This window comes from Fuscibacter oryzae, assembly GCF_016765795.1.
Lineage (GTDB): Bacteria > Pseudomonadota > Alphaproteobacteria > Rhodobacterales > Rhodobacteraceae > Fuscibacter > Fuscibacter oryzae.
In genome coordinates this window covers 524,774-545,152 of the sequence record NZ_JAESVP010000002.1, presented here as the reverse complement: position 1 = coordinate 545,152, position 20,379 = coordinate 524,774, and the positions used below count along the sequence as shown (strand labels likewise).

General features: G+C 62.9%; 21 protein-coding genes and 1 tRNA gene. 4 read left to right on the top strand and 18 right to left on the bottom strand.

Going from position 1 to position 20,379, the window contains the following annotated elements:
• Positions 1-13 precede the first annotated feature (13 nt).
• Positions 14-781, top strand: coding sequence for an IS21-like element helper ATPase IstB (istB, locus tag JI744_RS05925; RefSeq protein WP_202658795.1), 768 nt, complete (start codon positions 14-16; stop codon positions 779-781).
• A 148-nt stretch (positions 782-929) separates the two neighbouring features.
• Here istB and JI744_RS05920 read toward each other — a convergent pair whose 3' ends face one another.
• The 10 genes from JI744_RS05920 to JI744_RS05875 form a co-directional block, all read right to left on the bottom strand.
• Positions 930-2,966, bottom strand: a complete 2,037-nt coding sequence (locus JI744_RS05920) for an ASKHA domain-containing protein (RefSeq protein WP_202658761.1) — start codon at positions 2,964-2,966, stop codon at positions 930-932.
• Complete coding sequence (locus JI744_RS19215) at positions 2,963-3,361, bottom strand: cupin domain-containing protein (RefSeq protein WP_202658760.1); 399 nt, start codon at positions 3,359-3,361, stop codon at positions 2,963-2,965. Before JI744_RS19215 ends, JI744_RS05920 begins: the two co-directional genes overlap by 4 nt.
• Before the next feature lie 16 nt (positions 3,362-3,377).
• Positions 3,378-4,565 (bottom strand): 2'-deoxycytidine 5'-triphosphate deaminase, encoded by a 1,188-nt coding sequence (locus JI744_RS05910; RefSeq protein WP_202658759.1) that lies wholly within the window; start codon positions 4,563-4,565, stop codon positions 3,378-3,380.
• A 78-nt stretch (positions 4,566-4,643) separates the two neighbouring features.
• Positions 4,644-4,722, bottom strand: a tRNA-Pro gene (locus JI744_RS05905).
• Between the two features lie 66 nt (positions 4,723-4,788).
• A complete protein-coding gene (locus JI744_RS05900; protein ID WP_202658758.1) occupies positions 4,789-5,637 on the bottom strand; it encodes a MerR family transcriptional regulator in 849 nt (282 codons plus the stop codon).
• A gap of 15 nt (positions 5,638-5,652) precedes the next feature.
• Positions 5,653-5,955: an integration host factor subunit alpha gene (gene ihfA / locus JI744_RS05895; RefSeq protein ID WP_202658757.1), complete on the bottom strand. Its 303-nt coding sequence runs from the start codon at positions 5,953-5,955 to the stop codon at positions 5,653-5,655.
• Positions 5,956-6,042: 87 nt separating this feature from the next.
• Complete coding sequence (locus JI744_RS05890) at positions 6,043-7,014, bottom strand: beta-ketoacyl-ACP synthase III (RefSeq protein WP_202658756.1); 972 nt, start codon at positions 7,012-7,014, stop codon at positions 6,043-6,045.
• Positions 7,011-8,120 carry a phosphate acyltransferase PlsX gene (gene plsX / locus JI744_RS05885; RefSeq protein ID WP_202658755.1) on the bottom strand — a complete coding sequence of 370 codons (1,110 nt, stop codon included), beginning with the start codon at positions 8,118-8,120 and terminating at the stop codon, positions 7,011-7,013. The genes JI744_RS05890 and plsX overlap by 4 nt, the downstream gene beginning before the upstream one ends.
• 26 nt (positions 8,121-8,146) lie before the next feature.
• Positions 8,147-8,350, bottom strand: coding sequence for a 50S ribosomal protein L32 (rpmF, locus tag JI744_RS05880; RefSeq protein ID WP_202658754.1), 204 nt, complete (start codon positions 8,348-8,350; stop codon positions 8,147-8,149).
• Between the two features lie 151 nt (positions 8,351-8,501).
• Entirely contained in the window at positions 8,502-9,053 is a 552-nt protein-coding gene (locus tag JI744_RS05875; RefSeq protein ID WP_202658753.1) for a YceD family protein, read from the bottom strand.
• A gap of 200 nt (positions 9,054-9,253) precedes the next feature.
• Here JI744_RS05875 and JI744_RS05870 point away from each other — a divergent pair, with 200 nt between their 5' ends.
• Positions 9,254-9,724, top strand: a complete 471-nt coding sequence (locus JI744_RS05870; RefSeq protein WP_202658752.1) for an outer membrane protein assembly factor BamE — start codon at positions 9,254-9,256, stop codon at positions 9,722-9,724.
• Positions 9,725-9,771: 47 nt separating this feature from the next.
• Here the strand turns inward: JI744_RS05870 and msrB are convergent, their stop codons facing one another.
• On the bottom strand, positions 9,772-10,164 hold the full coding sequence (gene msrB, locus JI744_RS05865) for a peptide-methionine (R)-S-oxide reductase MsrB (protein ID WP_202658751.1): 393 nt from the start codon (positions 10,162-10,164) through the stop codon (positions 9,772-9,774).
• Between the two features lie 93 nt (positions 10,165-10,257).
• Between msrB and JI744_RS05860 the strand changes: the two genes are divergently transcribed.
• A complete protein-coding gene (locus JI744_RS05860) occupies positions 10,258-10,983 on the top strand; it encodes a GNAT family N-acetyltransferase (RefSeq protein ID WP_202658750.1) in 726 nt (241 codons plus the stop codon).
• 17 nt (positions 10,984-11,000) lie between these two features.
• On the opposite strand, the gene JI744_RS05855 is transcribed toward JI744_RS05860, so the two are convergent.
• On the bottom strand, positions 11,001-11,660 hold the full coding sequence (locus JI744_RS05855) for an alpha/beta hydrolase (RefSeq protein WP_202658749.1): 660 nt from the start codon (positions 11,658-11,660) through the stop codon (positions 11,001-11,003).
• Positions 11,657-12,286, bottom strand: a complete 630-nt coding sequence (locus tag JI744_RS05850) for a DNA-3-methyladenine glycosylase family protein (RefSeq protein ID WP_202658748.1) — start codon at positions 12,284-12,286, stop codon at positions 11,657-11,659. The genes JI744_RS05855 and JI744_RS05850 overlap by 4 nt, the downstream gene beginning before the upstream one ends.
• Before the next feature lie 56 nt (positions 12,287-12,342).
• Between JI744_RS05850 and JI744_RS05845 the strand changes: the two genes are divergently transcribed.
• On the top strand, positions 12,343-13,551 hold the full coding sequence (locus JI744_RS05845) for an MFS transporter (RefSeq protein WP_202658747.1): 1,209 nt from the start codon (positions 12,343-12,345) through the stop codon (positions 13,549-13,551).
• A 30-nt stretch (positions 13,552-13,581) separates the two neighbouring features.
• Here JI744_RS05845 and JI744_RS05840 read toward each other — a convergent pair whose 3' ends face one another.
• From JI744_RS05840 to kdsA, 5 genes are all read right to left on the bottom strand, one after another.
• Positions 13,582-14,325, bottom strand: coding sequence for a squalene/phytoene synthase family protein (locus JI744_RS05840; protein WP_202658746.1), 744 nt, complete (start codon positions 14,323-14,325; stop codon positions 13,582-13,584).
• On the bottom strand, positions 14,322-15,938 hold the full coding sequence (gene cimA / locus JI744_RS05835; RefSeq protein ID WP_202658745.1) for a citramalate synthase: 1,617 nt from the start codon (positions 15,936-15,938) through the stop codon (positions 14,322-14,324). The genes JI744_RS05840 and cimA overlap by 4 nt, the downstream gene beginning before the upstream one ends.
• 81 nt (positions 15,939-16,019) lie before the next feature.
• Positions 16,020-17,411, bottom strand: coding sequence for a cysteine--tRNA ligase (gene cysS / locus JI744_RS05830; protein WP_202658744.1), 1,392 nt, complete (start codon positions 17,409-17,411; stop codon positions 16,020-16,022).
• A 211-nt stretch (positions 17,412-17,622) separates the two neighbouring features.
• Entirely contained in the window at positions 17,623-19,428 is a 1,806-nt protein-coding gene (locus JI744_RS05825; RefSeq protein ID WP_202658743.1) for an ABC-F family ATP-binding cassette domain-containing protein, read from the bottom strand.
• A gap of 114 nt (positions 19,429-19,542) precedes the next feature.
• Positions 19,543-20,373 (bottom strand): 3-deoxy-8-phosphooctulonate synthase, encoded by an 831-nt coding sequence (kdsA, locus tag JI744_RS05820; RefSeq protein WP_202658742.1) that lies wholly within the window; start codon positions 20,371-20,373, stop codon positions 19,543-19,545.
• Positions 20,374-20,379: the final 6 nt, after the last annotated feature.

Below are 20,379 nucleotides of genomic sequence, written 5' to 3'. Positions count from 1 at the left end.
AGCCGCTGGTGCCATCGTCATCATGCTCCGCAGCCTGAAGATGTATGGCATGGCCCAAGCCGTGACCGACCTGATCGAACAAGGCGCGCCCGCCTTTGAAGCTGCAATCCCGATGCTCTCCCAACTGCTGAAGGCTGAACTGGCCGAACGCGAAGTGCGCTCCATCGCCTATCACATGAAGTCCGCGCGGTTCCCGGCCTACAAGGACCTCTCGGGCTTCGACTTCGCCGCCAGCGAGATCAACGAGGCCACTGTCAGGATATTGCACCGCTGCGAGTTCATGTACGGCGCCCAGAACGTGGTCCTGATCGGCGGTCCGGGAACCGGCAAAACACATGTTGCCACCGCCCTCGGCATTCAGGCCATAGAACATCACCGCCGCAAGGTCCGCTTCTTCTCCACCATCGAACTGGTCAACGCCCTCGAACAGGAAAAGGCCAAGGGCAAGGCCGGGCAGATCGCGGAAGGCCTGACCAAGCTCGACCTCGTGATCCTGGATGAATTGGGATACCTGCCCTTCAGCGCATCCGGCGGGGCCCTCCTATTCCACCTCCTGAGCAAGCTCTACGAGCGCACCAGCGTCGTCATCACCACCAACCTGAGCTTCAGCGAATGGGCCACGGTCTTTGGGGATGCCAAGATGACCACGGCCTTGCTCGACCGCCTGACCCACCGCTGTCACATCTTGGAAACCGGTAACGACAGCTTCCGGTTCAAGGCAAGCTCCGCCGCTGCAGCCCGGAAAAAGAAGGAGACAAGCCCGACCTTGACCCCAGCATGAACCGAAATCCATAATCAGAGGTGGCTCACTTCGCGGTGAAAAAACCGGCTCAGTTCTGAGTGAAAAACAACAGAGCGGCCTCTTTTATCTTCCCCTTCTGAAAATATCCCACGGGGGTGCGGGGGTGTGAAACCCCCGCCGCAACGGATCAACGCCGCCGACGCCGCCCGCCCTCGCCCCCGCCCGAAGCCGGATTATAGCTGACATCCGGCAAGGTGACGATTTTCAGCAGCTCCGGGAACGGTTCCACCGCATTCGGAATGGCCGAGGCATTGACGAAATGCTCCTGAAACTTCGGTTCGATCGCGGTTTCCACCTTGTGAATCTCATGCACCGTCGCCTCGATGGCGTTGCGAGAGCCGACATTGCACAGCGCAATCCGCGCCCCGGTGCCTGCGGCGTTGCCGGCCGAAATCACCTTGTCCAGCGGCACATCGGGAATCATGCCCAGCACCATCGCGTGCTTGGGGCTGATATGGGCGCCAAAGGCCCCGGCGAGGATGACCTTTTCCACTTTCTCGATGCCCATCTCATCCATCAGCAGCCGCGCCCCGGCATAAAGCGCCGATTTGGCAAGCTGGATCGCGCGAATGTCGCCTTGGGTCACCCAGATCTTTGGCCCACCCTCGGCGCTGGCATCGTGCAGCAGATAGGATTGCGTGCGCCCGAAGGTCACGCAGCGTTCGGTGCCCACCTGTTCGGCGCTGCCGATCAGGCCGGTCTGGTCCAGAATACCGGCCAGTCGCATCTCTGCCACCGCCTCGATGATGCCTGACCCGCAGATGCCGGTGATGCCGCTGCCCTTGGTCGCCTCGGCAAAGCCGGGATCGGTGGACCACAGGTCCGAACCGATCACCCGGAAACGCGGCTCTTTGCTGACAGGATCAATCTCGACCCGCTCAATCGCGCCGGGGGCCGCGCGCTGGCCGCTGGAGATTTGCGCGCCTTCAAACGCCGGGCCGGTGGGGCTGGAACAAGCCAGCACACGGCTTTTGTTGCCCAACAAAATCTCGGCATTGGTGCCGACATCGACGATCAGCACCATGTCATCCGACTTGCCCGGCTCTTCCGACAGGGCCACGGCGGCGCAATCGGCCCCCACATGGCCCGCGATGCAGGGCAGCACATAGACCCGCGCGGCGCGGTGGATGTTCGTCAATTCCAGATCGCGCCCGTCCAGCGACAGGCTGCCAGAGGTTGCCAGCGCAAAGGGGGCCTGACCCAGTTCGACCGGATCAATCCCCATCAGCAGATGGTGCATGACCGGGTTCATCACGAACACCACCTCAAAAATGGCGCGCGGGTCGATCTTGGCCTCTTCGGCAATCGACTTGGCCAGTGCGTTGATCGCCTCGCGCACGGCGCGGGTCATCTCCACATCGCCGCCGGGGTTCATCATCGCATAGGAAACCCGGCTCATCAGGTCTTCGCCAAAGCGGATCTGCGGATTCATCAGACCGTTGGAGGCCAGAACCGCCCCATCCGTCAGATTGCACAGATGCGCCGCGATGGTGGTCGATCCAAGGTCGATGGCCAACCCGTACAATGCGCCGTCATGGAACCCCGGATAAACCTCCAGCAGTCGGGTGCGGGTGTCGTGGTTGCCCTTGTGCAGAACCACCGTCACCTTCCATTCACCCTTGCGCAGCACAGGTTGCAGGCGCGACAGCAGTGCCAGATCGGCAATGACATCCGTGACGCCCCATTGCGCGGCCAGCGCCTCTTTCAAGCGTTCAAAGTCGCCCGAGGGGTTGTGCATATCCGGCTCTGTCACCTCGACGAACAGGGCGCGGGTGGCCGGATCCATCACGATGTCGCGCTGGGTGGCGGATTTGCGGATGACCTGCTTGTGCACCTGGCTTTCGGGCGGCACGTCGATGACCACATCGCCCATCACCTGCGCCTGACAGCCAAGGCGGCGGCCCGGAGCCATGCCACGCTTGGACTTATAGCGCTCCTCCACCGAGTTCCACGGAGTCAGCGCATCATCATCGACATGCACGCCATGCTTGGGAAATTCGCCATAGCCGGGGCTGATCTGGCATTTGGAACAGATGCCGCGCCCGCCGCAAACCGAATCGAGATCGACGCCCAACTGCCGGGCGGCAGTCAGAACCGGGGTGCCAAGGGCAAAGCGGCCCCGCTTGCCCGAGGGGGTAAAGATGACAAGGGCGTCTTCGGTCATGTCTTTTCTCCAGCTTCGTGGACGAAGCGGTATTTGATGTCGTCAAAGGAATCGGCGGCGAAGGTGTAGAACCATTTCAACGGTGCGCGCGCCATGGGAACCCCGTGTACCACGCCACCCGGAATGAACAGGGCAACGCCGGGTGCGAGGCGGTGAGGGGTGCCGTCGACCAGTACCTCGCCTTCGCCCTCCAACCCGAAGTAAACCTCTGCCTGCGGGTGTGAATGCAGGGCAAAGGTTTCCCCTTCAGCCATTATCGCGACACCGCAGACGATGCTGTCGGTCGGCGTGGTGGGGGTCGAGATCAGGGTGCGGAAGCGGATGGTACCGCGCGTGGGGTCATCCCAACGCGCGTCCGGCAAAAGATCAGCATCGGCAGAGATGGCTTCAGCCACGGTCTTCCTTTCCCGCTCACCCTTTCTTTCTAGGGGGCAGCGTGGCAGCGGCATTGTCTGTTTGCGTCCTGTTGCGAACAGGTTGCGGCGGGGTGGCCGTAATCTTCTTCGAAGGAATTTGTGACGCGGTGCGGAACTGCTTTGCCAGCTTTAGTCCCTGTCCCTGATAGTTGGATTGCAACCCCGCGCCATAGAGCGTTTCGGGTCGTTCCGACATGCGTTCATAAACCAGACGGCCCACCACCTGACCATGTTCCAGCACAAAGGGGGCCTCGTGGCAGCGCACCTCCAGCACACCGCGGCTGCCCATACCGCCTGCGCTGGCATGGCCAAAGCCGGGGTCGAAAAAGCCCGCGTAATGCACGCGGAACTCGCCCACCATCGCCAGATAGGGGGCCATTTCGGCGGCGTAATCGGGGGGAATAGTCACCGCCTCGCGGGAAACGAGTATGTAGAAGGCACCGGGATCAAGAATGATGCGGCCTTCGGTGGTGCGCAGCTCTTCCCAGAAATCGCGGGCGGGATAGTGTCCGATGCGGTCAAGGTCCACCACGCCGGTATGGGGTTTGGCGCGGTAACCGACCAGATCCTCCTTGCCGGGCGACAGATCGACCGAAAAGCCCAGACCCTCGGAAATCACCGCCTCGCCCGAAACCAGCGGATCGGCGGCATGCAGGGTTTTCAGCGCCTCATCCGACAGCACGGCTTGCCCTGCGCGAAAGCGGATCTGGTTCAGCCTTTGCCCGGCGCGCACCAGCACCGAAAAGCTGCGCGGGCACACCTCGGCATATAGAGGGCCGGTGTAACCTTCGGGGATGCGGTCAAATTCGGCCCCGCCATCGGTGATGGTGCGGGTCAGCAGGTCCAGCCGCCCGGTCGAGCTTTTGGCATTTGCCACCGCCGTGATGCCGGCGGGCAGGGCCAGCCGCTCCATCAGCGGAATCACATAGACGCAGCCCTTTTCCAGCACCGCACCTTCGGTCAGATCGACGCGGTGCATCTCGAACTCGGCAATTCGGTCGGCCACCTTCGCGCCATGCCCGGCCAGGAAAGAGGCGCGGACGCGGTAGGCCACGGTGCCAAGGCGCAGATCAAGGCTGGCGGGCTGCACCTGCGCCGGGATGATCGCCGGATCGGCAGCAATGGCGCCCTGTTCGATCAGGGCGCGCAGGGTCTGGGCTGGCAAAACGCCGGACTGGATCATCTGCAAGCCTTTCGCGGCTGGGTCTATTTCCTTAAATGAGAACGCCCGCCTGCCAAGTGGCAAGCGGGCGTTTTCACATGGTCGGGCCGGTGAGATTCGAACTCACGACCTCCCGCCCCCCAGACGGACGCGCTAAACCAGGCTGCGCTACGGCCCGACGATGTGGGGGTTACATAACGAGTTTCGTGGCAGGGGCAAGCGGGAAAGTGCATGATTTTTCCGCTTAGTAGCGCGGGCCGATCATGCGGTCCTCCAGCACGATCAGCCTGTCACGCAACGCGCGCAGGGTTTCGCGGTGAGCAGCCAGCAATGCGCGGGGGGCAGCGGAAATCCGCGCCGCAAGGCTTGCGTCAGCGGCCAGCACCGGCACCGGAGCGGGAAAGTACTTGGCAGGGCTTTCCGGTTTCGAATCATGCACTTCGGACTCTGTGGCCATTCTGGTCAGCGCAACGATGCGGTCTTGCAGGTCGTCATCATCAGCGTCGATCATCATCGGCGCTTCGGGCACCTGTTCGGCAACCGGAGGTTCGGCCGAGACCACGGCCAGCGCCTCGGTCACCTGTTCGAACAGAGGTTCCTCCGGTGCAGCGGCGGGGGGGGCCAGATCGTCGAACAGGCCGCGGAACAAGTTTGGCTGTTCGGGTTTGCGCGGGCGAACAGGGTCTTTCTTCAAGGCGGTTTCCAATGCCACGATCTGCGCGGTTTCCGGCTCGTCAGCCGGGGCAGGGGCGGTTTCCTTGGGAAAGTTCGCGGTCAACGCAGCTTCCAGCGCGGCCTCGGCATCTTCTTCCACCGCATGGGCATCGCCGCCGATTTCGGCAACATGCCGCACGCCCTGTTCGCGCAGCATTTTCTGCACGCCGCGAATCGTCATTCCCTCTTCATGCAGCAATCGTTTGATGCCGGACAGCAGAGCCACATCCGCCGGGCGGTAATACCGACGCCCGCCCGCGCGCTTGACCGGCCTGATCTGGGGAAAACGGCTTTCCCAGAACCGCAGCACATGGGCCGGGGTTTCCAAAAGGTCCGCCACCTCGCTGATGGTGCGGAAGGCTTCTGGCGACTTGTCCATGCCCGTGCAGTCCCGTTACTTTTTCTTGCCCGCAGCAACGCGGTCTTTCATCAGATGCGAGGGCCGGAAAGTCAGCACGCGACGCGGGCTGATTGGCACCTCATCCCCGGTCTTGGGGTTGCGGCCGACACGGGCCGTCTTGTCACGCACCGAAAACGTGCCGAAGGACGAGATTTTCACTGTCTCGCCACTGGCCAGCGCGTCGGACATATGTCCAAGAACTGCCTCGACCAGTTGGGCCGATTCATTGCGGCTCAGGCCGACTTCGTGGAACACGGCTTCGGAAAGGTCCATCCGTGTCAGAGTTTTTTCGCTCATCATATCCCCCCCGGGTTATACCGGCAGGATGGGGGCTAGCGAATTGCGAGTCAATATCAATCACTTGGGGCAGGGCGTTCAAGCACCTTACCAGCGAAGAACGACCGATCCCCAGGCAAGGCCGCCGCCAATCGCCTCTGTCACCACCAGATCGCCGGGCTTGATCTGCCCGCGCGCCTTGCCAACCGACAGCGCAAGGGGAATCGAGGCGGCAGAGGTGTTGCCGTGATCTTGTACGGTCACCACCACGCGGTCCATCGGCACCTGCATGCGTTTGGCGGTGGCTTCGATGATGCGGATATTGGCTTGATGGGGGACGATCCAGTCCACATCCTCGCCCGACATGCCAAGTTTGGCCAAGGAGGCATGGGCGGTTTCGGCCAGCTTTTCCACCGCATGGCGGAACACTTCCTTGCCTTCCATCCGCAGATGGCCGGTCGTGCCGGTGGACACGCCACCATCAACGTAAAGAATGTCCTTGTGGCGCCCGTCGCTGTGCAGGTCGGTCGCCAGAATGCCCCGGTCGGCATTGGTGCCGTCGCCCGTCGCAGCCTCCAGCACCAGCGCGCCCGCGCCATCGCCGAACAGCACGCAGGTGCCCCGGTCGGTCCAGTCCATCAACCGGCTGAAGGTTTCAGCCCCGATCACCAGAACCCGCCGCGCCGCGCCAGAGATGATCAGCGCATTGGCGTTGGTCAGGGCAAAGACAAACCCGGCGCAAACCGCCTGCACGTCGAACGCAAAGCCGTGGGTCATACCCAACTGGGCCTGAACCATCGTTGCGGCAGAAGGAAAGGTCAGATCGGCGGTCGAGGTGGCGACGATGACCGCGTCAATGTCATCCGCCGTCAGGCCCGCATCGGCAAGCGCTGCTTGTGCTGCACGGGTGCCCAGATCGGATGTGGTCTGGCCTTCGGCCACAAAATGGCGGCGTTCGATGCCAGAGCGGCTGCGAATCCATTCGTCCGAAGTCTCGACAATCGCTTCGAATTTGCTGTTGGGCACCACACGCTCGGGCAGGTAATGCCCGACGCCCTTAACCACGGCGCGTATCGTCATTCTTCGGACCCAGCCTCCCCGGCACTCGCGGGGGCATCCTGCCCCGCGCGTTCGGCGGATGCAACCCGCGCCGCAAGCGATTGAGTAAAGCCCGCTTTTGCCAGCCGGTGCGCCAGTTCCACCGCCGCCGCGACGCCGGTGGCATCGGACGAGCCGTGCGACTTCACCACCGTGCCGTTCAGCCCCAGAAACACCCCTCCATTGGCAAGGCGCGGGTCGATCCGCCGTGCCAGACGTTTCAGGGAATTCATGGCGATCAGCGCGGCAAAGCGCGACATCCAGCCAGCGTTGAACGCCTCTTTCATGAAGTCGGAGATCAGCTTGGCAGTGCCTTCGCCGGTTTTCAGCGCGATATTGCCGGTGAAACCATCGGTCACGATCACATCCACGCGGTCGGACGGAATATCGCCACCTTCGACAAAGCCAACGAAATCATAGCCCGAAACCTCTGCCGCAGCGCCCAACAGGTGATGCGCCTCATGCAGCTCGGCCCGGCCCTTGTGTTCCTCGGTGCCGACGTTCAGCAGGCCGACGCGGGGCCGCGCGGTCTGCATGCCGTTCTTGGCGTAGGATGCCCCCATGGCGGCATATTGCAGCAAATCCGCCGCCTCGGCCTTGATGTCGGCCCCCACGTCCAGCATCACATTGAAGCCGGAAGGGTTGCGCGAGGGCCAATAGCAGGCAATCGCGGGCCGGTTCACGCCGGGCAGCTTGCGCAGCCGCAGCATCGAAACCGCCATCAGCGCGCCGGTATTGCCGCAGGACACCGCAGCCCCGGCCTCGCCGTTCTTCACGCTGTCGATGGTGGACCACATCGAGGTGCCGTTGCCCGACCGCATGATCTGGCTGGGCTTGTCGTGCATGGTCACGACCCGGTCGGCATGACGCAGTTCAACCCGGCCAGCCAATGTGGGCTGCCGGGCCAAAAGCCGTTTCAATTCAGATTCGTTGCCATGCAGCAGAAACTGCGCATCGGGCAGTCGTTCGGCACAAATCATCAAACCGGCGACAACTGCCGCCGGCCCGCGATCTCCACCCATCGCATCAACGGAAATGACGGTGCGCCCGCCGTTTTCAGCCCGTTCAGTGTCCTGTCCGGTCGTCATCGGGGCGCGAAAGCGTCAGGAGCGGCTTACGCCGCGTCCTCGTCCGTATCGACAGCCTTCGTGGCCACGACTTCGCGCGCATCGTAATGGCCGCACGACGGGCAAACGTGGTGCGGGCGCTTCAACTCGCCACAGTTGGAGCAATCTTGCGGGTTGCCAGCAACCAGCGCGTCATGCGCACGACGCATGTTGCGACGCGAACGGGTGACTCGGTTCTGAGGGACAGCCATGTCTCGACCTCGGGGTTTTGAGGGGCAGGCCCCTGATTTTCGTTTGTTTCCAAGACATTCGCACAAGCGCAACAGCGCGGCGGAAGGCCCCGGATGAGGCGCGGAACATACTCAGATTCCCCGCAGGTGCAAGCCCTTTTCTGGCCAGCCCCTATTCGTCCTTTTGTTTCAGCTTTTCTGCCAGACTTGCAAGCCCGGCAAAGGGGTTCAGATCGGCCTGCCGCAGCGGTTCCTGTCCGGGCGGGCCATAGACCGCCTCGCCCAGTTCGGCACCCGCCGCGCGGGGAAAGGGCGGCAGCGCAAGGGTCAGCGCCTCTAGTGCGACCTGCACGATGTCGATCTCTTCGGGCAGACGCTCGGTGTCTTCTTCGGGAATTTCGGCCTCGACCTCTTCGGGGTCGGTGTAATCGGCCAGATAATGGCGCGTCGATTCGTCCCGCAAGTTGGCTGGAACCGGCGCAAGGGTGATGACGCAAGGCTGCACCACCTGGGCCGTCATCTCTGCCGTCAGGCGAAAATCGTGGCGGCCTTCGGGCTGCAACTGCCCGACAAAGCTGAAGCCGGGCAGGTCAAGCAACCCCAGCGCATTTGCCATGGCCTTGCGTTCGCCCTCGTTGGGCCGGAAGGCAAAGCGCGTCGGCTTGCGTGTGGGCAGTGTGGCCACACGCAGCGGCATCCGGGGAAAAGCGGTGCTGTCTGTCATTCTGACCTCCGATCGCTCAACTTTCCTGTGACCTGTCGGCACAACCTGCCTGGCCACAGCACAGTATTCTTGAACAGGACGGCGACCTTCTGTAAGCCCTTGGGGAAAGACCGGGCTGGTCGGCCTGCCTTTTTGCGATAGTGCCGCAAAACGGCCATGGCAAGGGCGACTGGTTGTCGGAGGGGTGTACGGGGACAGGCATGGCAAGAAACAGCGATTCTCGGCTCCGCTCGCGGAGGGCTGTGCTGGTGGCGATGGTATCGCTGGGGCTGATGGCCTGCACGCCGGTGTATGAAAACCACGGCTTCGTGCCGTCTGACGAAGAGCTGGCCTTGGTAGAGGTTGGCAAGGACACCCGCGAAGTGGTGGCCGCAACGGTGGGCAAGCCCGCTGCCTCGGGCCTTTTGAACGACGTGGGCTGGTTCTATGTCCAAAGCACCTACCGCCGTGTCGGGGCCTATGCGCCGAAAGAGGTAGACCGGCAGGTGGTTTCGATCACCTTCGACGACAAGGGTGTTGTTGAAAACGTCGAACGCTTCGGGCTGGACCATGGGCGCATCGTTCCGATCTCTCGTCGGGTGACGGAATCGAACATCAAGGGCGTCAGCTTCCTGCGGCAGCTTTTCAGCAGCCTGGGCCGGGTATCGGCGGGGCAGTTGCTGAACAACTGAGTCGATGGATCAGGATTGGAAGGGGGCGGCCAGTGCCGCCCCTTTCTTCATTTCCGCTCTTCGAAATCCAACGCCACGCCGTTGATGCAATAGCGCAGACCGGTCGGGGCCGGGCCATCAGGGAAAACATGGCCCAGATGCGCCTCGCACTTGTTGCAATGCACCTCGGTTCGCCGCATCCCATAGCGGGCATCGTTGCTTTCGCCGACGATCTGGCCATTGGCGGGGGCGGTGAACGAAGGCCAGCCGCAACCGGCGTCAAATTTCTCGGCCGCATCAAACAGCTCTGCCCCGCAACCGGCGCAACGATAGGTGCCGGGCGCGTCGGGAAAGTCGTCATTGGTAAAGGGCCGCTCGGTGCCATGTTCGCGCATGACATGATAGGCAAGGTCGGAAAGCTGTTCCTTCCATTCAGCATCGGTCTTCTTGATCTTGTCCATGGGGCCTCCGGTTCCTGCGACGCCTTGCGCGCCTTGCAGGTTCCCGACACAAATAGGGTGTAAACCGGCCTTGGCCAAGGTGGCGGAGGGGTGATGCAGGTGCTGGAAAAGGGGCGGTTACGGGCGCGGCTGGCCGAGGGGCCGGAAGATGTCGCCCGCGCGCAGGCCCTGCGGCACCTGTGCTTCCGCAAGGGGGGGGGGCTGGATGCCGATGGCTTTGACCCGCGCTGCCGCCATGTGCTGATTGAAGAGCGTGATGGGGACCACCTGCTATCCTGTTTCCGTCTGCTGGAAATTCCAACCCGCGCCGCCCTGACAACCAGCTATGCCGCGCAATTCTATGATCTTGGCACCCTGTCCGGCCTGTCGGTTCCGGCGATAGAGATCGGGCGATTCTGTATCGCCCCCGGTCAGACGGACCCCGACATTCTGCGGCTGGCCTGGGTTGCCTTGACACGCATTGTTGATGACGAAGGGTTTGCGGCGATGTTCGGCTGCACCTCTTTTCCCAGCGCAGACCCGGATCGCCACAGCCTCGCACTGGCCGCGTTGCGCCCGCATGTCGCGATGCCGGGACAGGGGCCGCAGCGCCGTGCCCCCGAAACGCTGGCCCTATGTGATCTGCCGCCGCCGCAAGATCCGCGCGCAGCGCTTGCGGGCTTACCCGCGATTCTGCGGACCTATCTGGGCATGGGGGGCTGGGTCAGTGACCATGCGGTGATTGACCGCGATCTGGATACGCTGCACGTCTTCACCGCAGTCGAGGTGGCCCGCGTTCCTGCCGCCCGCGCCCGCGCGCTGCGGGCGTTGGCGGGGTGATCCGGCGGGCCGGGGCGTCAGGCGGGCAGGCGTTCGCGCAGGAACTGCATCGCCACACTCAGCCCGTCAGGCGCGATGCCGTGGGGCGTGCCCTTCATTGTATGGGTGTACAAATCGAACCCGGCGGGGGCCAGCGCCTCTGCCGCGCGTTCCATCTCATGGTAAGGTACCACAGGGTCCTGATCGCCATGCATCAGCAGGATAGCCGGTTTCACCTTGGCCTTGCTGGCCATCTCGGGTGCCAGCAGGCGGCCTGAACAGGCAACCACGCCCGCAATTGCCGCATCCCGGAAGGGGGCGACCGCAAGGCTCATCATGGCACCTTGGGAAAAACCGAACAGCGCCAGCGCCTCTGGTCCCAGCCCCTCTTCGGCCAGCCGGGCATCAAGGAACGCGTTCAGATCATCCATCGAGCGGGCGACCCCGGCCTTGGCATCCGCCTCGGAGCTGCCGTCAAAGCGGGGAATGCCGAACCACTGAAAGCCGAAGGGGTTGCCCTGGCAGGGTTCCGGCGCGTTGGGCGACACAAAGACGGTATTGGGCAGATGGGGCGCCAGCGGCTGGGCAAGACCCAGCAGATCGGCGCCGTCGGCGCCATAGCCATGCAGGAACACCAGCAGGCTTCTTGCCTTGCCAGAGCGGGCGGCTTTGCGCTGAAACTGCAACTCTCGTGTCATCGGATGCCCTCTCGGTTCTTTTCAACATGGTAGTAGGCCCAAAGCACCCGCGCCGCAACCGAGCGCCAGGGCGACCAGGCCGCAGCCATCTCGCGCAGAGCCCGGTCTTTCGGACGTTCGGGCAGGTTGAACAGCAGTCTCGCCCCTTCTTGCAGCGCCAGATCGCCGGGGGCGAACACATCGGCATGGCCAAGGGCGAACATGGCGTAAATCTCTGCCGTCCAGATGCCGATACCGGGAACCGCCGTCAGTTGCGCCACAACCTGATCGGGGGGGGCTGTGCGCAGGGCATCGAAATTGACGCCCGATTGTGCCAGCGCCCGGCCATAGCGCGCCTTTTGCCGCGACAGTCCTACAGCGCGCAGCTCTTCGTCCGTCGCCGCTGCCATCGCTGCCCGGTCGGTCAACCCCGCCGCCGCCAGCCGCGCCCAAATCGCATTGGCAGAAGCCACGGAAACCTGCTGGCTGACAATCGCTGAGAGCAGCGCCGCAAACCCGTCCTCGCGCCGTCGCAGGGGCAGCGGGCCGGTCAGCGTCAGCGCATAAGCAAAGCGCGGCTCTGCTTGGGCCAGCCACGCGGCCCCTTCGGCCACGCAGGCGTCAGATATGATGATGCGACCGATCATGGCCTCTCCGTTTCACTCTTGCCCAAGGTTTGGGCGACAGATACGCCTTTGCAATCATGCATGAACCCAATGACAGTCTGGCCCGCCGCAATGTTCTGGTCCTTGTCGCGGCGCAGGCCGTGCTGGGGGCACAGATGCCCGTTATCTTCACCATCGCCGGGCTGGCAGGGCAAGGGCTGGCGCCCAACAAATGCTGGGCCACACTGCCGATTACCGCCGCCGTACTGGGTTCGATGCTGACCGCGACGCCGATTTCCGCCTTCATGGCGCGGCACGGGCGACGCGCGGGCTTTGTCGTCGGCGCGATGGGCGGTGCATTGGGCGCGGCCCTTGGTGCGCTGGGTCTTTTGTGGGGCAGCTTCTGGCTGTTCGTGCTGGGTGGACTGTTCACTGGCGTTTACATGAGCGCGCAAGGCTTTTACCGCTTTGCCGCCGCCGATACCGCCTCAGAGGCCTTCCGCCCCAAGGCGATTTCCTGGGTGATGGCGGGGGGCCTGTTCTCTGCCGTCTTTGGCCCGCAACTGGTGAAGGCAACGACAGAGGCCTTTATCGTACCCTTCCTTGGCAGCTATCTGGCGGTGATCGCGCTGAACCTTGTGGGGGTGTTCCTGTTTGCCGGGCTGAAGATTCCGAAACCCGCCGCCCCGGTCGCCGGTGCGCCGCTGGGCCGCACCAAGGGCGAGTTGATCAGAACGCCCGTCATCGCGGTGGCGATGATCTGTGCCACGGTTTCTTATGCGCTGATGAATCTGGTGATGACCTCGTCGCCGCTGGCCATCGTCGGCTGCGGCTATCACACCAATGATGCCGCCAATGTGGTGTCGTCGCATGTGCTGGCGATGTATCTGCCCTCGTTCTTTACGGGCCATGTCATTGCCCGGATCGGCGCGCAAAAGGTGGTGGCCATAGGCTTGGTGATATTGGCCGGGGCAGGGGCAGTTGCCCTGTCTGGCGTGCATCTGGAAAACTTTTTCCTGGCGCTGATCCTGCTGGGCGTCGGCTGGAACTTTGGGTTCATCGGTGCAACCAGCATGCTGACCGCAGCGCAAGCCCCGTCAGAGCGGGGGCGGTTGCAGGGGTTGAATGACTTTGTGGTCTTCGGTGGCGTGACGCTGGCCAGCCTGTCTTCGGGCGGGTTGATGAACTGCTCGGGTGGTTCGCCGCAATCGGGCTGGCAGGCGGTCAACCTGGCGATGACGCCGTTTCTGGTGCTGGCGGGTGCAGCGCTGATCTGGCTGATGCTGCGGCCAAAGGAAACGCGCTGATCGCGCCCACTCCCTGAAATGGGGAGGGGGTCAGTAGCGCCCCGTCATCGCCTGCCACAATAGACCGCCACGCTTGGCAAATTCCGAAAGCTCCAACCGCCCTTCGGCCACCGCTGCCGGATCGCGGGCCGCCAGTTTCAGCAGCCTCGCCGTCTGCCATGCCGCCAAGGCCGCAGCGGGCGCAACCTTTCCCGTGCGGGCCTGACGCAGCCTTTCAAGGCCGTGTTCCGCCAGTTTCCGCAGAGCCTCTGGTCTGCCATCAGGCAGTGGAAAGCGGCCGCGCGCCTCCAGCTCTGGTACAGCCCGCAGATAGTTGGCCACGCCCTGCGCCCAGCCCAGATGCCGCGCCGCCACCTCATCCGTACCGCCGCAGGCGGTTGAGGCTAGCCACATCAGCCCGCCAGCGGTATCGTTCAGATAGGCGTCAAACGCGGCCATATCGGCGAAAGGCTCGCCCCAGGCATCGTGCAGGCGCGCAGCGATCAGCCGGTCGATCACCGCCAAGGGCAGGGCGGCCTGCCGGATCACCGTATGAAACGGCCCGGCCACTTCATGCGCGCGCGGCTGCGGTTCGGCCACCACATCACGCCACCATTGCAGGCGCATTTCGGCAATCATCGGCTCCTTGGAAACCCACGGTGCGCGCGCCACCTCCAGATTGAAGGCGTAAAGCGGCAAAAGACGGGCACGATGCTGCGCCGGGGCAGCCATTGCTGCGGCAAAGCGGTCGGCGTCGCCGCGCCGCAGCAATTCTGCACAGGCGTCCAAAGTCATGCCGCGCCCATGTCGCGAACCAGCTTCCAGTTGATCGCATCCAAGAGCGCCTCAAAGCTGGCATCCACGATGTTCGGGCTGACGCCGACAGTGGACCAGCGGTGGCCCTGACCATCCTCGCTGTCGATGATGACACGCGTCACGGCCTCGGTGCCGCCTTGGGTGATCCGCACCTTGAAATCGACCAGCTTCATATCGTCGATGCACGCCTGATAGGGGCCAAGATCCTTGGCCAGCGCCTTGGACAGCGCGTTCACCGGGCCACGGTCGCTGCCATCTTCATCCATGCTGTCGCTGACCGACATCATCTTTTGCTCGCCGACCTTCACCACCACCACGGCTTCGGACAGGCTGATCATGCGGTCATATTTGTTCTTTCGCCGCTCGACCGTCACGCGATAGCGCTTTACCTCGAAAAAGCTGGGGCAAAGGCCCAGTTCCCGCCGCGCCAGCAGTTCAAAACTGGCCTGCGCGCCGTCATAGGCATAGCCCTGATCCTCACGCTCTTTGATGATCTCCAGAATCCGGCCAAGGCGCGGGTCTTTGGGGGCCACCTCGATCCCGGCCTGCGCAAGCTGGGCGCGCAGGTTCGATTGCCCGGCCTGATTGCTCATCGGGATCAGGCGCGCGTTGCCCACCGTTTCGGGCGGGATGTGTTCGTAGGTGGTGGGGTCTTTCAGAATGGCGCTTGCATGCAGGCCCGCCTTGTGGGCGAACGCACTGGCCCCGACATAGGGCGCCGACCGCAGCGGAACCCGGTTCAGAATGTCATCCAACATCCGGCTGGTGCGCACCAATCCCGCCAAAGCCTGCCGCGAGACGCCGGTTTCCAGCGTGCTGGCAAAGGGTTCTTTCAGCAGCAAGGTCGGGATCAGCGTCACCAGATTGGCATTGCCGCAGCGTTCGCCAAGGCCGTTCAGCGTGCCCTGAACCTGCCGCGCGCCCGCCAGCACGGCGGCAAGGCTGTTGGCCACCGCATTGCCGGTATCGTCGTGGCAATGAATGCCCAAACGGTCGCCGGGAATGCCCGCCGCGATCACCTCGGCCACCACGCGGCCCACCTCGGCAGGCAGGGTGCCGCCGTTGGTATCGCACAGCACGATCCAGCGCGCCCCGGCATCGCGAGCCGCCGTCAGGCAGGACAGGGCATAGGCCGGATTGGCGCGATAGCCGTCAAAGAAATGCTCGGCATCGAGCATCGCCTCGCGCCCCTTGGCCACGACATGAGCGATGCTGGCGCGGATGTTTTCAAGGTTTTCGTCAAGGCTGATGCCAAGCGCGGTCGTCACATGAAACTCATGCGTCTTGCCCACCAGACAGACCGCCGGGGTTTCAGCGTTGAGGACCGCCGCCAGCACATCGTCATTCTCCGCACTGCGGCCCGCGCGTTTGGTCATGCCAAAGGCGGTCATCGTGGCGCGGGTCTGCGGCGCGGCTGCGAAAAACTCGCTGTCGGTCGGGTTGGCACCGGGCCAGCCGCCCTCGATATAGTCAACGCCCAAAGCATCCAGCGCCAGCGCGATCTGGCGTTTATCACCGGCCGAGAATTGCACGCCCTGGGTTTGCTGACCATCGCGCAGGGTGGTGTCGAAAAGGTAAAGTCGCTCGCTCATCGCTGGCCCCTGGCAAATTCCTTCGAAGGAATTTGCAATTTTCTTCGAAGAAAGTTGCCCGGAGTTTTTGAAAACTCCGGCTTATTCCAGTTCCGCCAGTTTCGCGGGGTCGAATGCAGCCGTCATCTCGTAAGATGTCGAAAGCTTGCCTATCTGTACCGACACGCCGGCCGCAGCGAGGCCGCTCTTAATCCGATCAGCCTCGAAGTAGTTTTTCTCATTACGAGCCATTTCCAGTCGGCGGAGCAAATCATCAATCTTCCAAGTGAACTCGCGCCGATCATCCGAATTATGGACGTGCAACAGACTAATCTGATCCGGCGACTGGCCGTCCCAGATAGCGAGGAACTTTAGGTCAGCAGCCAGTTGCTCATAGCGACATTCGCGGAATTCTGTCCGCATAATCGTTAGTGCTTCGGGCGTGTTCAGGTCGTCGGCCAGAGCCGCGATCAACTCAAAGGAGGGAGGCAAAGTCGTTTCACTGAAGTTCGACACCCAGTAAGACCACTTATGTAGCTCGTTCTGTGCCTGCCTGAACTTAGCCTCGGTCCAATCCATCGGCTTGCTGTAGTGGGTCATCAAGAAGACCATTCTGATCAAAAAGCCCGGATAGCCCCGATCCAGCAAATCCCGCACGGTAAAGAAATTGCCCAAGCTCTTGGACATCTTCTTCCCCTCGACCTGCAACATCTCATTGTGCATCCACACATTCGCAAACCCCGCCTCGGGGTGGGCGCAGCAGGATTGCGCAATCTCATTCTCATGGTGGGGGAATTGCAGGTCCAGCCCTCCGCCGTGGATGTCGAAACTGGCGCCCAGCAGTTCATGGCTCATCGCGCTGCATTCGATATGCCAGCCGGGCCGGCCATAGCCCCAAGGGCTGTCCCATCCCGGCGTCACCGCATCCGACGGCTTCCACAGCACGAAGTCCATCGGGTCTTCCTTGAAGGGCGCAACCTCAACCCGCGCGCCCGCGATCATGTCATCGACCGAGCGGCCCGACAGCGCGCCATAGTCCTTGTACGACCGTACACGGAACAGCACATGGCCCTCTTTGGCATAGGCATGGCCGCCGTCGATCAGGGTCTGGATCATCGCCACCATCGGCCCGATATATTCCGTCGCCCGTGGCTCATGCGTCGGGCGCAGGGCACCCAGCGCGTCCATGTCGGCATGATACCAGGCAATCGTTTCATCGGTGATGTCGCGGATCGGGCGGCCAGTCTCTGCCGCCTTGGCGTTGATCTTGTCATCCACGTCGGTGAAATTGCGCACATAGGTCACATGATCCGGCCCATAGACATGGCGCAGCAGGCGGAACAGCGTGTCGAATACCACCACGGGCCGCGCGTTACCAATATGGGCGCGGTCGTAGACCGTCGGGCCGCAGACATACATGCGCACATTTTTCGGATCGAGGGGGGTAAACGCCTCTTTCTTCCGCGTCTTCGAATTGTGCAGCCGGATCGTCATGTCTCGTCCCCGAAAAGGCAAATGCCACCGCCCGCGGGGCTGGCCGATCTCATCTTTTCCAGGAAGGATGACGAACGCGCCCCGCTTGACCCAAGGTCAGCCGGTAATGCAGCAAATGCCAATGATGCCATAGGTCGTCATGGGCTGCGGATTAGCGCAATTTCCTTGCCTCGCCAAGAGATTTTGACGCGGACAAAGCGAGAGGGCGCGCCTAGGCGCCGTCCTTTTCGGCCAGCGCCAGCCATTCCTCTTCGGCTTCGGCCAGCGCCTGCTGCCGTTCTGCCATCGCTTCCGACGCTTTGCGGAACTTGACCGGCTCTTTTTCATAAAGGTCGGGCTGCTCCATGAACCCTGCCAGTTTCGCAATCTCGGCCTCCAGCCGCTCCATCACGCCGGGCAGGGCATCTAGCCGCTTTTTCTCGGTGAAGGTCAGGCCATCGGGCTTCTTCACATCAGGCTTTGATTGCGGTGTGGAACCACCTGATTTTGCAGCGGTTTCCGCCATGGCCTCTGGCCGCTGCGCCGCATAATCCGACCAGCCGCCGGGATAAACCGTGGCCTTGCCGCCCGGTTCCATGGCGACGGTCTGGGTGGCGATGCGGTCGATGAAATCGCGATCATGGCTGACCAGCAGGACAGTGCCGTCAAACTCTCCCAGAATATCCTGCAACAGGTCCAGCGTTTCCACATCCAGATCGTTGGTCGGTTCGTCAAGGATCAGCAGGTTCGCAGGCTTGGCCATCAGCTTTGCCAGCAAAAGCCGCGCCTTTTCGCCGCCCGACAGGCTTTTCACCGGCGCGCGCGCCTGGCTGTCATCGAACAGAAAATCCTTGAGATAGGCCACCACATGGCGTGGCTGCCCGCGCACCAGCACCTGATCAGAGGCGCCGGAAACGCTCATCAACGGATCGCCGGTCAGATTTTCCCACAGGCTCGCCTCGGGGTCCAGTTGGGCGCGGGTCTGATCGAACACGGCGGTTTCGATATTGGTGCCTAGTTTGACCGTGCCGGAATCAGGCTCTATCTGGCCCAGCAGAATTTTCAGCAGCGTGGTCTTGCCCACGCCATTCGGGCCGACAAAAGCCACCCGGTCGCCGCGCGTCACCCGCAGGTTTAGCGATTTGATCAGCACCTTGTCGCCATAGGCCTTTGAAATCTCTTTGGCCTCGACCACGCGCGCGCCGCTTGATGGGGCGGCTTCCAGCACCATGGCGGCGGTGCCCTGACGTCGTATCTGGCTGGCGCGTTCGGCGCGCAGATCTTGCAAGGCCCGCACCCGGCCCATGTTGCGCTTGCGGCGGGCCGAAATGCCCTCGACCGCCCATTTCGCCTCGGCCTTGATCTTGCGGTCCAGCTTGTGGCGGGCCTCATCCTCTTCGGCCCAGACGCCCTCGCGCCATTCCTCGAACCCGTCAAAACCGGATTCGCGCCGACGCACCTCGCCCCGGTCGATCCAGAGTGTCGCCTTGGTCAGCGCGCGCAAAAAGGCGCGGTCGTGGGAAATCAGCACAAAGGCGGCGCGGGTCTGCGACAATTCCCGCTCCAGCCATTCAATCGCTTCGATATCGAGGTGGTTGGTCGGCTCGTCCAACAGCATCAGCTCGGGCGCCTCGGCCATCAGCTTGGCAAGGGCGGCGCGGCGGCGTTCGCCACCGCTGGCGCTGGAAATCGGGGTGTCTGGATTGAATTTCAGCCCCTCGGCCACCGCTGCCACGCGCCAGCCCATGTCATCGGGCAATCCGCTGGCGGCGTAATCGCCCAGCGTGGCAAAGCCAGACAGGTCGGGGTCTTGCTCCATATAGCCCACGGTCACGCCGGGGGGCACCACGCGGATACCGCGATCAGGTTCGACCAGCCCGGCCATCACCTTCATCAAGGTTGATTTGCCGGACCCATTGCGCCCCACAAGCGCCACGCGATCACCGGGCTGGACCACAAGGCCAAGGCCGTCAAAAACCGGATTGCCGCCGAAGGTCAGCGAGATGTCTGAAAGCTGAAGAAGGGGTGCGCGTGCCATGGCCGCCGAGGTAAGGGGCGGCGCGGGCGGCGTCAACCGAAAGCGCAACCGCTTTCACATTGGCCCAAATATCCCACGGGGTGTGTGGGGGGGGAACCCCCACTGCAACGCGTGTCACACGCGCAGCGGGTTAGCCTTGGCAAGACGGTCGAACGCCATCAGGTTGTCGATCAATGCGGGCATGTCACGCAGATAGATCATGTTCGGCCCGTCTGACGGCGCCTTGTCGGGGTCTTGATGGGTTTCCAGAAACACACCGGCGATGCCCAGCGATACGGCCGCCCGCGCCAGCACCGGCGCAAATTCGCGCTGGCCACCGGAACTGTCGCCCAAACCGCCGGGAAAAGCGACGGCATGGGTTGCATCCATGATCACCGGATAGCCGGTGCGCCCCATGATCGGCAGGCTGCGCATGTCGGCCACCAGCCCGTTATAGCCAAAGGTGGTGCCGCGTTCGGTCAGCAGAATCCGCTCATTCCCGGTCGAGGCGATCTTTTCGGCCACATTGGCCATGCCGTAGGGGTCGAGAAACTGGCCCTTTTTCACATTGACTGCCGCCCCCGTCCGGCCTGCGGCCAGCAGCAGGTCGGTCTGACGGCAGAGCAGCGCCGGAATTTGTAGCACATCGACGACCGAGGCCACCACGGCCGCCTGCTCCGGCTCGTGGAAATCGGTCAACACCGGCATCCCCATCGCCTTGATGGCAGACAGAATCTTCAGCCCCTCATCCATCCCCAACCCGCGCTTGCCCTTCAGGCTGGTGCGGTTGGCCTTGTCATAGCTGGCCTTGAACACATATTGCGCGCCCGCCTTGGCGCAGGCCTCGGCCAGAGTGCCCGCGATCATCTGGGCGTGATCCAGAGTTTCCAACTGGCAAGGCCCGGCAATCACCAGAAGCGGCTGGTCATTGCTGACGGAAAGATTGCCGATTTGAACCGTTTTCATGCCTGC